Origin of the sequence: Streptomyces sp. NPDC046915 (genome assembly GCF_040644935.1) — a bacterium.
Classification (GTDB): Bacteria; Actinomycetota; Actinomycetes; order Streptomycetales; family Streptomycetaceae; genus Streptomyces.
In genome coordinates this window covers 236680-248809 of the sequence record NZ_JBEYXB010000005.1, presented here as the reverse complement: position 1 = coordinate 248809, position 12130 = coordinate 236680, and the positions used below count along the sequence as shown (strand labels likewise).

The 12130-nt window shown below is 74.1% G+C and carries 8 protein-coding genes; 1 reads left to right on the top strand and 7 read right to left on the bottom strand.

Annotation, left to right across the window (positions count from 1 at the left end):
* The 5 genes from ABZ915_RS15150 to ABZ915_RS15130 all read right to left on the bottom strand — a co-directional run bounded on the left by ABZ915_RS15150 (window position 1) and on the right by ABZ915_RS15130 (window position 9076).
* Complete coding sequence (locus ABZ915_RS15150; RefSeq protein WP_361801663.1) at window positions 1–1170, bottom strand: AAA family ATPase; 1170 nt, start codon at window positions 1168–1170, stop codon at window positions 1–3.
* A 94-nt stretch (window positions 1171–1264) separates the two neighbouring features.
* A complete protein-coding gene (locus ABZ915_RS15145) occupies window positions 1265–6298 on the bottom strand; it encodes a hypothetical protein (RefSeq protein ID WP_361801660.1) in 5034 nt (1677 codons plus the stop codon).
* On the bottom strand, window positions 6295–7149 hold the full coding sequence (locus ABZ915_RS15140) for a DUF4132 domain-containing protein (protein WP_361801657.1): 855 nt from the start codon (window positions 7147–7149) through the stop codon (window positions 6295–6297). The genes ABZ915_RS15145 and ABZ915_RS15140 overlap by 4 nt, the downstream gene beginning before the upstream one ends.
* A gap of 79 nt (window positions 7150–7228) precedes the next feature.
* On the bottom strand, window positions 7229–8485 hold the full coding sequence (locus ABZ915_RS15135) for a glucarate dehydratase family protein (protein WP_361801654.1): 1257 nt from the start codon (window positions 8483–8485) through the stop codon (window positions 7229–7231).
* Between the two features lie 195 nt (window positions 8486–8680).
* Window positions 8681–9076: a DUF5997 family protein gene (locus ABZ915_RS15130; protein WP_361801651.1), complete on the bottom strand. Its 396-nt coding sequence runs from the start codon at window positions 9074–9076 to the stop codon at window positions 8681–8683.
* 59 nt (window positions 9077–9135) lie between these two features.
* Here ABZ915_RS15130 and ABZ915_RS15125 point away from each other — a divergent pair, with 59 nt between their 5' ends.
* Complete coding sequence (locus ABZ915_RS15125) at window positions 9136–9900, top strand: LysR family substrate-binding domain-containing protein (protein ID WP_361801648.1); 765 nt, start codon at window positions 9136–9138, stop codon at window positions 9898–9900.
* Window positions 9901–9937: 37 nt separating this feature from the next.
* Here the strand turns inward: ABZ915_RS15125 and ABZ915_RS15120 are convergent, their stop codons facing one another.
* Window positions 9938–11377, bottom strand: coding sequence for an MFS transporter (locus tag ABZ915_RS15120; RefSeq protein WP_361801645.1), 1440 nt, complete (start codon window positions 11375–11377; stop codon window positions 9938–9940).
* 93 nt (window positions 11378–11470) lie between these two features.
* Window positions 11471–11947: an Lrp/AsnC family transcriptional regulator gene (locus tag ABZ915_RS15115; protein WP_361801642.1), complete on the bottom strand. Its 477-nt coding sequence runs from the start codon at window positions 11945–11947 to the stop codon at window positions 11471–11473.
* Window positions 11948–12130 lie beyond the last annotated feature (183 nt).

The following is a 12130-nucleotide window of genomic DNA, read 5'->3' as shown; positions in this document are numbered from 1 at the left end:
TCAGCCCTCCAGGACCGTGCGCAGGTCCCACAGGGTGCGCCAGGTGGCGGAGCCCTGCTCGGCGCGGCGCCGCACGGGTCCGTCCCAGTAACCGCGCAGCCGGGCCGCGTCGGCCGGGTCGTCCTTGCGGACCACGCCGAGCAGATGTCCGGGCAGCAGCCCGAGCACGTCGCGGTCCCCCGGGAAGTAGGCGGCTGCCAGCCCCAGCGCACCCGCGACGGACACCGCTTCGGCGGTGCTCATCACCGTGGAGGGCCGCTCCACCTCCCAGCCCTCCGCCGACCGGCCCTCGCGCAGGTCACGGAAGGCGGTGACCAGGGCCTCCAGGACGGCGTCGTCCACCTGGAAGGGCACCCCGGCCCGTTCGACGGCGGCCCGCGCCTGCCTTCGCACCAGCGCGGTCTCGGCGTCGAGGTCGGGGATCGGGCCGACCGTCTCGAAGTTGAAGCGCCGCTTGAGCGCGGCGGACATCTCGGAGACGCCCTTGTCCCGCAGGTTGGCGGTGGCGATGAGGTTGAAGCCCGGCGCGGCGTGCGCGAGGGCGTCCTCGGTGCCCGTCAGCTCGGGGACCGCGATGCGCCGCTCGGAGAGCAACGACACCAGCGCGTCCTGTACTTCGGGCAGGCAGCGAGTGACCTCCTCGACCCGTCCGATGGCCCCCCGGCGCATCGCGGCGAGCACGGGCGAGGGCACGAGCGCCTCCCGGCTGGGCCCCTTGGCGAGCAACAGGGCGTAGTTCCAGCCGTACTTGAGCTGGTCCTCCGTCGTGCCCGCGGTGCCCTGCACGACCAGGCCGCTGGTGCCGCACACGGCGGCGGACAGCAGCTCCGACAGCATGGACTTGGCGGTGCCGGGCTCACCGACGAGCAGCAGGCCGCGCTCACCGGCGAGCGTGACCACGCACCGCTCGACCAGCGCGCGGTCGCCGACGAACTTGCCCTCCACCACCAGCCGGCGCGGCACGCCCTCGGGCGCTTCCGCGTCGTCGGGCAGCCGCAACGCCCGGCCGTCGCTGCCCATGACGAACGTGACGACGGCGCGCGGGGTGAGCCGCCACGCGGGGGGACGCGGCCCGTCGTCGTACGCGGCGAGGAAGGCCAGCTCGGTGGCGTACCGGTCCTCGGGCGGGACGATCTGCCGGGTGGCGTCGGGGACGAGGGTGGTGGTCATCGGCGCTGGTCCTCAGGGGCAGTGGTACGGGTGGTGGTCAGGGGAGTCGTGGTGTTCGAGCCGGGGCTGCTCATCGGCTGCCCGTCGTGGGCGCTCATCGGCGGCGCCCCCCGCGCGTCGCCCGCGTGGTCAGCTCCTCGTACGCCGGAGCGTCTCCCGCGCGTACCCGGTCCCAGGCGCGGGCGAACAGCTCGGGCACCGGCAGCGGAGGTACGGCATGGCCGTTGCGGGAGACCGGGTAGAGCCCTTCCTTCCAGGTCTCCACCGGCAGCGCCGGGGACTTGAGGTCGTGCCAGCCGCACGGCAGGAACAGGGTGCGCCCGGCGCGCGGCCGCTTGGCCTCCACGACCAGGTCGGTCGCGGCCAGCTCGGCGCGGGCCTTCTTCAGACGGGCGGGCTTCCAGCCGGTCCAGCGGGCGCGGTTGCGGTCCGTGGGGTCGGGCAGGGCCAGCAGTTGCAGGTAGAGCGCCGCCGCGTCCTCGCTCAGCCCCTGGGTCCGCGCGACCTCGGCGACCAGCGCGGGCACGCTGAGGGTGGGGTCCTGGGCGTGGCCGGTCGGTCCGTCCGCCTCGACACCGGCCGCGAGGGCCCGGTCGAGCTCGTCGCCGAGGATCGTCCGCAGGGCCCGCAGGCCGTCGCCCCGCGCGGGGCCGACCAGGCCTTCGAGGAGCAGCAGGACGTCGTCGTCCGGGCCGGTGAGCGCGGCCGGGCGGACCCGGACGTTCTCGCTGTCGCCGTACCAGGGGCACAGCACGAGTGCCTCGGCGACCGGGGTGCGCCCGTACGCGTCCGCGCCGCCGGTGGCGGGCAGCCCGTACGCCTCGCGGAGTCCGACGGCGGTCGGTCCGCCCTTCTCCGCCCAGGAGACGTCCAGATCGAGCAGCAGCTCCGGGTCGGTGAGCCGGCGGCGCAGCGCGGCCAGGCCGTCCGGCAGGGCGGCGCGCAGCGGATGCCCGTACGGCAGGTGGTAGGCGAGCGTGGACAGGGCGGCGACGGCGCCGGTCAGGTCGTACCGGCTCGGGATCGCCGTCGGGTCGGCCCAGGCCAGTTCGCCGTCCTGGTCGGGGCGCTGGACGGTGGTGCGGCTCAGCCAGGGCGTGTGCCCGGGGTTGAGCACCGCCTCGGCGGCACCGGGGGTCACGGGGAGCTCGGCGGCGAGCTCCTCGGTCAGGCGTACGAGCGTGCCGTGGCGTTCGGCCCACAGCCGGCCCGCGGCCTCGGTGTCCGGCCCCGAAGCCCACAGGCCGGCCGGGTCCTCGGGCAGCAGGGCGGCGACGAGCGCGGCACGGTCGTCCGCGCCGAGCGAGGCCAGCATGCCTTTGCCGAAGTCCACCTGACGCGGCTTCAGCCCGATGGTGGTGAGCACCTCGGCGTCGGGACGGTCGGGCAGGCCGGCGAGCAGCACGGTGGCCTGCACGGGGCCCAGACCCTGGCGCGTCGCGGCGGCCAGCGCGGCGGGTGCCTCGGCCTGCCAGGGCACCGCGCCCTTGTCCCGGATCAGCCGGGTGAGGGTGGCCAGCCGGTCGGTGGAGATCTCCGGCGTGTGCCGGGTCTCCCTGTCCAGCGTGAAGTGGGCGACGGCGCCGAACGCGCCGGTCGGGTCGTGGTCGAGGGCCAGCCAGTTGACCCGGTCGCGCTGGGCGTCGATGCTCTGGCAGCCGAGGACGACCACGGTGCGGCCCTCGCGGCGCAGCACCTGGCCTGCCCGCTGCTCCTTGTCGTGCGGTTCGCTCAGCACGATCTCGCGGAGCGTGTCCCCGCAGGCGGTGACGAGCGGGCCCTCGGTCATCGCCTCGAACAGCAGGAGCAGCGCCTCCCGCTCGGTGCCGGGCAGGGCGGCCGAGGCGGCGCGGAGGGCGAGCGGGCGCAGCACGGACAGCAGAGGCGTCCACACCATGCCGATGCCGGGGATCGTGTGCTCGTCGCTGCGCCAGCCGTCGCCGAGCACGGCGAGCCGCTCGCGGTCGGGCAGTTGCTTGCCGTCGGCGGGGCCGCCGGACAGCACGTGGTTCACCGACCGGACCTGACGCAGCACGCTCCACCGCTGCCCGCCCCACCACGAGCCCAGGCGGGCGAGGCCGGCGGTGGCGACGTGCAGCGCTTGGTCGTCGCCGAGTTCGGGACCGTAGTCGGCGAACATGCCCTCGGTCCGCCGGCGGTCCGGCAGCGGCCGCTCCACGGGCGGTGCCGCGAAGGCGGCGGCCGACTCGGCGATCCGCAGCGCCGTACGGACGAGGGCGGCGACGCCGATGAGCATCCGCTCGTCGGCGAGGCCGGGCAGGGCGCGGGACACGGCCTCGCGGGCGACCTCTTCGGCGGTCGGCACGCCGAGCCCGCCGTCGCCGCCCGGGCCATGGGTGATGCGCTTCCGGGCCTCCGCCTCCCGCTCCCGCCGCTCGGCCAGCGCCGCGGCCGTGACCCGCTGCACCTCGTCGACCTGCTCGTCGGTCAGCGCGCGCAGCACGGCCGACGACCGCTCGTCCCGGGGGCGCAGGGCGTGCCAGAAGGCGATCGGCGGCACGAGCCGGGTGCCCGCGGCGAACTCGCCGCCCTGTTCGAGCGGTGACACCCGGCCGAGCATGCCGGTGTCCGAGGTGTCGTCGCCCGCGAACAGGGCGAGCTTCGGGAAGACCTGCGCGACCACGGGCTCGGCTCCACCGGGCAGCCTCAGCCCGCCCAGCGGAACACGGCGCCCGTGCCCCCGCTCGGCGGCCAGGGTGACGGTCCGGCCGTCCGGGGTGCCCGCGGTCGTCACCGCCTCGGGCCCCTGCCCCTCGGTACGCACCCAGCGGCCCAGGACCGTGCCGTCGGTGCCGAACGGGCTGTTCTCCAGGCCCGGTCGCAGCGGCAGCACCTCGCAGTGGGCCGGCACCAGGGACGCGTCCTCACGGATGCCCGACTGGAGGAAGACGGGAAGTGAGGCCCGGCCGTGCGTGCCGGTGGCCGGGTCGTACTCGAGCCACACCGTCTGCCGGCCCTGCCTGCCCTGCCGCCAGTACGTGGTGCCGTCGCCGATGACGGCACGGCTGGGCGGCAGGACGGTGTCGCCGGCGTGCAGGGTGCGCCCGCCGGTGGCCCGGCCGCCGTCGGGCAGCGGGATCGAGGGCGTGTCGGTGTCGTGGCTGGACCAGTAGCCGGTGATCTGCTCGCCCGTGAGCGGGAACACCTCGGCCGGCCGGGCGGACCAGTAGCCGGACTGCTTGCTGCCCTGCCGCCACATCACCAGCAGTTCGCCGTCGGTGTAGCGGAACCGGGGGCGCTGCCAGCGGTCGAGGTCGTCGGGCAGGCGCAGTTCGTGCTCGAGCAGGATCTCCTCGGGGCCGACGACGACCGCCTTGCGCCGGCGGGCGAGGATCAGCGCGGGCCAGGCCTCGGTGACGGACAGCGTGTCGTCCTCGCCCTTCCTGGGCTTGCCGTCGAGCAGCCGCAGCCCCTCCTCCAGGGCGGGCCAGCCGAGTTCGTCGAGGATGCCCGCGCGCAGCGTCCGGCCGAGCAGCGGCGCGACCGCGTGGCGCGCGATCCGGGCGACGGCGTCGGGGCTGACCTCCCGGGCGACGGCACGGAAGGGCCGCAGCCGGTCGAGGGCCGCACGGGCGCCGGGCAGACCCACCGCGCGCGTGAACTCCCCGGCCGCCTCGTCCAGCCACTCGCGCAGCACGTCACCCAGCACGGGATGGGCGGCCAGGGCGGTCATCACCTCGGACGTCGCCCGCTGCCCGTTGCCCAGCGTGCCGATGGCCCGGTGCAGCAGACGCCGCAGGCGCGGGTCCGCCGCGGTGGCGGTCAGATCGCGCCTGCCGGGCGCGGTGGTGTCGGGCAGCCAGCGCTCCAGGGCCAGGTACACGTCCACCCCGGCGCCGGGCACGGCGAGCGGGACGTCCTCCGCCGCGCACAGGTCCAGCAGGTCGAGGTCGGCCCCGGCGTGCCAGCGCCCGGTGAACAGGTCGACGGGCCGTCCGGCGGCGCGCAGCCTGGGCGCCATCCGCTCGACGAGCGCGAGGGTGGCCGGGGAGCGGCGGGTGTAGGCGCTGCCGTGCTTGCGGTGCAGCGCCCAGCGGCCGAGCCAGTCGGCGGCGTCGACGCCGGGCCCCGCGTCGGCCGCGTCGGCCGCGTCGGCGTTTTCTCCGGTCAGCAGCCGGTCCGCGCCGCTCTCCGCCAGCAGCGTCAGCCAGAACTCGTCGTCCTCGACGTCCCGCCCCAGCCCGGCCGGCATGATCTCCAGGAGCCGGGCCCGGATCGCCGGCCGCTGTTCGGCGAGGACCGGCAGGGTGGCCCGGTAGGCGGTCCAGAAGGAGGCGGGCGCGCGGACGGCGGCGGGCGAGGCGAGCAGGTCCGCGAGGAGGTCGCACTCCTCGGCGACGCGGGGCAGCCCGGCCGCCTTGATCAGACCGCGCGCGTCCTGCGGCAGCGAGGCGTACGGCGGCATCCCGGCGGCGCAGCGCTCCACCGACAGCTGCCGGAACTGCGCCCACGCCGCGGCCGGGTCGAGCCGGCGCGCGAGGTCCTTCACATGCTCCTTCAGCGCCTTGACCGTCAGTGCCCCGGCGAAGGCGAACTCCAGGAACACCGCCCGCTGCCGCTCCTCGTCGACGGCCAGCGCGTGCACCCGCTCGGCCTCGCGGGCCTTGCCGAAGAAAGCGGCGGCGTACGTGGTGTTCTCGTGCTGGAGGAAGACCCGGGCGGCCTGCTCGTAGAAGGTCGGCAGGAAGTGCGGCACGGCCCGGCCGAGCCGTACGCCGAGCGCCTCGAAGCCGTCCTTGGCGTTGCCCGGGCGGGACTTGGCCTGGCGGGCGAGCCGCTCCACGTCCTTGACCAGGGCCAGCGCGTGGTGCCCGTTCGCCGGGTCGTTGACCAGTGCCCAGGCGGGGAAGCCCAGGGTCTCCCGGCGCACCTGCCCGACCTCGGGCGTCTCCGGCTCCCGGGTCAGGCCGAGGAACTCCAGCGCCAGGTCCTCGGCCTCGCCGAGGGTGCCGGGCACGAGCCGGACCACCTGACGGTCGTCCAGGGCGGGGTGGGTGTAGGTACGGACGGTCAGGGTGTCGGCGTCCTCGCGGACGGTGCTGCCCGGGGGCAGGACGGCGCCGGAGTCCAGCAGCGCGGCGACGGTGGTCTCGTCGTAGGTCGTCATGCCGCCTGCTCCTCGTCCTCGATGTCGCGTCCGGCGTACAGCGCGGCCGCCATGCGCATGCCCTCCGACCAGGCGACCGGCCCGACCTGACCGAGCTTCAGCGCCCGGCCGCCGGTGTCGGTCCACATCAGCGGTCCGGTCTCGGTCTCCTCGTAGCCGTCGTAGTCGCCGATCCACACCCGGGCCTCGATCCCGCGGCCGTCCTCCAGCACGGAGCACACCGCGTTGCCCCCGCGGACGCGGTAGCCCAGCTGGGTGGCCCGGCCGTGCAGGAAGCGCAGCTCCTTGAAGGATCCGCCCGCGTACTCCTCGACCTGCGTACCGTCGGCGTCGACGGCGGCCGGGCGGGGGAACACCTCGCGGAAGAGCTGCTGGGCCCGCTGCTCCACGCCGAGTTCGACCGCGAACTCGCGCAGCTCCTCCAGGTCGTCGAGGAGCACCGGGTGCGGGATGCGGACGAGTCCGGGGGCCATGCGCACGGTGTCGCCGTCGAGGTCGACCAGGCCGAGGCCGCGCCCCGCGTCGGCGTCCCGCAGGAATCCCGCGACCGTGCCGTCGGCGCCGGTGACCACGAGGTCGCGCAGGGCGGCCTGCCAGGCGGGATCGGGCCACACCCGGGCGATGACGGCGAGGGGCACCGGAAGCGAACGGACCATCCACTTCTCGACGTCGGCCAGGCACTGCCGCTCGTGCCGCTCGAGCCACTCGACGAGCTGCCGCAGTCCCACGACCGCCGGTTCGTCGGCGAGTTTGGCGGGGACGGACTTCAGCCGCCGCCCGGACGCGTTGCGGCACACCACCTTTCCGGCTTCCAGGGCGACCTCGTAGTCGCCCGCCCGCACCCACCCCATACGTGCCTCCCCGCACCGCAGTGATCAAGTGACGGGAACTCTAGGACAGGGCACTGACAACGCCGTCCGGGCGGGGTGGTCACCAGCGGGGCAGCCGTGGCTCGTAATCCGGGTGGAGCCTGCGCATGTACCCGGTGTCGTCGCGGTCGCGTACGCCGGAGTCCACGTACAGCCGGTGCAGCCGGTCCAGGGCGTCGTGGTCGAGCTCCACCCCGAGGCCCGGGCCGGCGGGGACCCTGACCTCGCCGTCGCGCAGTTCCAGGGCGCCGGGGAGGATCACGTCGTCGGCCGAGTTCCACGGGTAGTGGGTGTCGCAGGAGTGGTCCAGGTTGGGGATCGCCGCGGCGACGTGGGTCATGGCGGCGAGGCTGATGCCCAGGTGCGAGTTGGAGTGCATGGACAGGGCGATGCCGAACGCCTCGCAGACGGCGGCCAGTTCGCGGGTGCGGCGCAGTCCGCCCCAGTAGTGGTGGTCGGTGAGCAGGACCTGGACCGCGTCCTGTTCGACCGCGGGCCTGAGGTGTTCCCAGGCGATCACGCACATGTTGGTGGCGAGCGGCAGCGGCGACTCGCGGGCGACCTCGGCCATGCCCGGGATGCCGCCGGTCGGGTCCTCCAGGTACTCGAGGACGCCGTCTAGTTCGCGGGCCACGTACCTCGATGTCTCCACCGTCCAGGCCGTGTTGGGGTCGAGGCGCAGCGGCTGTCCGGGGAAGGCCTCCGCCAGTGCCCTGATCGCGGCGATCTCCTCGTCGGGCGGGAAGACACCGCCCTTCAGCTTGAACGAGCGGAACCCGTACCGCTGTTGCATGAGCCGTGCCTGCTCGACGATCCCGGCGGGGTCGAGGGCCTCGCCCCAGTCGTCCCGGACGGCCGCGCGGCCGTCGAGCGCGGGATGAGCGTCGTACTTGTAGAAGAGGTACGCGGCGAAGGGCACGGAGCCGCGGACCGTGCCGCCGAGCAGGTCGCCGACCGGGCGTCCGAGGAGCCTGCCCTGCGCGTCGAGGCAGGCCACCTCGACGGCCGAGGTGGTCCAGCCGCGTTCGTGGGAGCTGGGCACGGCGGGCAGCAGGGCGGTGTCGATCGCGGCGGCCACCGCGGTCGTGTCGAAGACGTCCATGCCGACGACGGTCTTCGCGGCGGCCCGGAGCCGCTCCAGGCGGGCCTCGCCGCCCGGTGACTCGCCGAGGCCCACGGTGCCGTCCTCCAGCACCAGTTGGAGGACGATGCGCAGCGCCAGGGGTTCGTGCACCCCGCCGGAGTTGAGCAGCGGCGGGTCGCGGAAGGCGATCGGGGTGACGATCAGTTCGCGGATACGGGTCGTCTCCGTGGTCATGCCCGCAGCACCTCCGTTTGTGTATATGAATGCACTTCACACATCTAAATGAGCGGCCAAGCTATGGACCACTTCATCCGTATGTCAAGACATGGCCGCGAGGCTTCACGGGTGTCACACGGACAACACGACGCCCCCACCGCCGGGTGATCGGCGATGGGGGCGTCGGTGAAGGGAGAGCCGGAGCGCTCGGTCTCAGGGGCGCGGGCGCTCGGTGCCTTCGGCGTTCTTCTTCTTGATCCGCGCCGTCTCCTTGCGGACCTCCGCCTGGGTGGCGCGCTCCTTCTCCAGCCACTCGGGGCCGGCCTGCTTCAGCGCCTCGATCTGCTCGGTGGTGAGCGCCTCGGTGACCCCGCCGCGCGCGAGACCCGCGATGGACACGCCCAGCTTCGCCGCGACCACCGGGCGGGGGTGCGGGCCGGTGCGGCGCAGCTCCCGCAGCCACTCGGGCGGATCGGTCTGGAGCTGGTTCAGCTCGGCGCGCGTGACCACACCCTCCTGGAACTCGGCGGGGGTGGCGGGGAGGTGCACACCCAGCTTCTTCGCCGCCGTGGCGGGCTTCATCGTCTGGGTGGTCTGCTGCGACTTCATGAGGTCAAGGGTATCGGCCGGGTGGGGGACGTCCGAACACGGCCGGTAACCTGGCGGACGTGACAGACTCGCAGGAATCACCGTCGTTCCGGCTCGCGTACGTCCCCGGAGTGACTCCCGCCAAGTGGGTGCGGATCTGGAACGAGCGCCTGCCCGACGTCCCGCTCGACCTCCTCCAGGTGACGGCCACCGAGGCGTCCGACGCGCTGCGGACGGGCGCGGCGGACGCGGGATTCGTACGGCTGCCGGTGGACCGTACGGTCTTCAGCGCGATCCCCCTCTACACCGAGACCACGGTGGTCGTGGTCCCCAAGGACCACCTGATCACGGCGGCCGAAGAGGTGTCCCTGGCCGACCTCGCCGACGAGGTCCTCTTCCACCCCCTCGACGACGTCTTCGACTGGGACAGCCCGCCCGGGGAGCCCGCCTTCGAGCGCCCCGCGACGACCGAGGACGCCGTCGAACTCGTCGCCGCCGGCGTCGGCCTCCTCGTCGTCCCCCAGTCGCTGGCCCGTCTGCACCACCGCCGCGACCTCACCTACCGGCCGGTCGTGGACGCCCCGCAGTCGAGCGTCGCCCTGTCCTGGCCGGAGGAGGCCACCACCGACCTCGTCGAGGACTTCATCGGCATCGTCCGCGGCCGCACCGTGAACAGCACGCGCGGCCGCACCGCCCAGCCCGAGACCCCGCCCAAGCGCAAGCGTCCGGACCCGGCCGCCGCCAGGCAGAAGCCCACAGCCGGCAAGGCGGCCGGCCGCAACCCGAAGAGCCGTTCCGGCGGCGCGAAGACCCCGAAACGGGGAAAGCCACGACGGCGGTCGTGACCGGCGAGCCCCACAGCAGCCTGCCCGCGCGACCGGCTCACCGGCCCGCGGAACGCTCGCCCTCCCACAGGTCCGCCATGGCCAGCACCAGCGCGATCAGCACGAACCCGAGAGCGGTGGCCAGACCCAGCTCCAGCGCCCCGGCGACCTGCCCGTGGCCCGCGAGGTGGGCGAAGTACACGGAACCCACGGCCGCGATGCCCGCCGCGGACCCGATCCGCTGCCCGGTCTGCAGCACGCCCCCGGCGGCACCGGCGCGGCGGACCGGGACGCGGCCGAGAGTGAGCGTGGTGTTGGGGGAGACGGTCAGCCCCGAACCGATCCCGGCGACGAGCAGCGGCAGCGCGGCGGCCAGGGCCACGTCCCGCTCCGGGAGGAACTCCACGGCCGCGACGGCCCCGAGCAGCCCCAGCGCCACGGCGCACAGCCCGTGGACCACCAGTATGCGGCCGTAACGGACGACCAGCCGCCCTCCGGCGAGGGCGGCGACCGCCGAGCCGACCGCGAACGGCGTCGCGGCCGCCCCGGCGGCGAGCGCGCTGTAACCGAGGCTGTTCTGGAGGAACAGCGTGTAGACGAAGAAGACCGAGGTGAAGCCCGCGAAGTACACGAGGCTCAGCAGCGCACCCAGGGAGAACGACGGCCGGGCGAACAGCCGCAGATCCACCAGCGGCGCCCGTCCGAGCCGTCCCTGCCGCCGCTCCCACATCCAGAACGCCACCAGAAGCAGCACGGCCACGGGAACGAGCGCCCACTTGCGCCGTCCGGGCCACTGCTGTTCCTGCACCAGGGGCAGCATCAGCGTGAGCGCACCGGAACCCAGCAGCAGCACGCCGCGCACGTCGAATCCCTCCTGCGGGCCCACCCGCGGCGGGGTCCGGGGCAGTAACCGCAGCGCCGCGGCGAACACCGCCACGCCGATCGGCAGATTGACGTAGAACACCCAGCGCCAGGCGTCGTCGCCGCCGGACGCCTGGATCAGCAGGCCGCCCGTCAGCGGACCGACCGCGGTGGAGACGGCGACGACGCTGCCGAACATGGCGAACGCCCGGGCCCGCTCGGCGCCCTGGAACATCTGCTGGATCAGCCCCGAGCTCTGCGGCGCGATCATGCCCCCGGCCATGCCCTGGAGCAGCCGGAACATCACCAGCCAGCCGGCGGCCGAGGACAGCCCGCACGCCGCCGAGGCCAGCGTGAACAGGGCCACCCCGATGAGGAAGGTCTCCCTGCGGCCCCGCAGATCCCCCAGCCGGCCCGCCGGCACCAGCATCAGGCCGTACGTCAGGGCGTACCCGGAGGCCACCCACGACAGGTCGGCCTGATCGGCCCCCAGCCCCTGCTGCATCGACGGCAGGGCCACGTTCACGATCGACGTGTCCAGGAGGGTCATGAACCCGGCGGTGAGGCACACCCCGAGCGCCAGCCAGCGCCGGTCATCGACGCTCGGCTCGGACGACCGTGCCTGGACTGTGGTCATGGCGCCACGCTGGCATGCCCGGCCGTCCACCGCACGGGGAGCGGGGCCGGTCAGGTGGTCGCAGCCCGCCCAGGTGAAGTCCCGGAGACCGAGCTATGCGCGGGTGGCCCTGCCCACCGACTCCACCAGCGGCAGCAGCCGGTGCGCGACGCGCTCGCGCAGGGCCACCTCCGTGCGGGTGCGCACCACACCGGGCAGGCTGATCAGCTTCTGGATCACGTCCTCCAGGTGCTCGTTGTCCCGCGCCACGACCCGGGTCAGCAGATCCCCGCCACCCGTGATCGAGAACGCCTCCACGATCTCCGGTACGGAGGCCAGCGCGTCCCCGACGTCGTCCAGGTGGCCCTGGGTGACCTCGATGTGCACGAACGCCAGCACCGGGTGGCCGAGCGCGGCGGGGGAGAGCGAGGGGCCCGTCCCGGTGATCACGCCGTCCCGTTCCAGACGGTCCAGGCGGGCCTGGAGCGTGCCGCGGGCGACCCCGAGGATGCGGGCGTACTCGCGCACACTGGTGCGCGGCTGCTCCAGCAGCAGCCGCAGGATGCGGGTGTCGAGCTCGTCCACGGTCATGATGTACGACTGTACCAATGGCTCAGCGATGCCCGGTCGGCGTATACCGCGCGACCTGCGCCGATGGCCTCGCGGCGAGCACGGGAAGGGGATCTGTGTTGGGCCAATGGCTCAGTGACGCAGCCAACACTTGAGCCAGTGACCTCGTTGATGCTCTCATGGGCGTGTCGATGGCGCTGCGGG

Coding starts and splice junctions, on each gene's coding strand:
- ABZ915_RS15140 (WP_361801657.1), bottom strand. CDS start 7,149: ATGGGGTGGGTGCGGGCGGGCGACTACGAGGTCGCCCTGGAAGCCGGA.
- ABZ915_RS15130 (WP_361801651.1), bottom strand. CDS start 9,076: ATGAAGTCGCAGCAGACCACCCAGACGATGAAGCCCGCCACGGCGGCG.
- ABZ915_RS15120 (WP_361801645.1), bottom strand. CDS start 11,377: ATGACCACAGTCCAGGCACGGTCGTCCGAGCCGAGCGTCGATGACCGG.
- ABZ915_RS15145 (WP_361801660.1), bottom strand. CDS start 6,298: ATGACGACCTACGACGAGACCACCGTCGCCGCGCTGCTGGACTCCGGC.
- ABZ915_RS15150 (WP_361801663.1), bottom strand. CDS start 1,170: ATGACCACCACCCTCGTCCCCGACGCCACCCGGCAGATCGTCCCGCCC.
- ABZ915_RS15135 (WP_361801654.1), bottom strand. CDS start 8,485: ATGACCACGGAGACGACCCGTATCCGCGAACTGATCGTCACCCCGATC.
- ABZ915_RS15115 (WP_361801642.1), bottom strand. CDS start 11,947: ATGACCGTGGACGAGCTCGACACCCGCATCCTGCGGCTGCTGCTGGAG.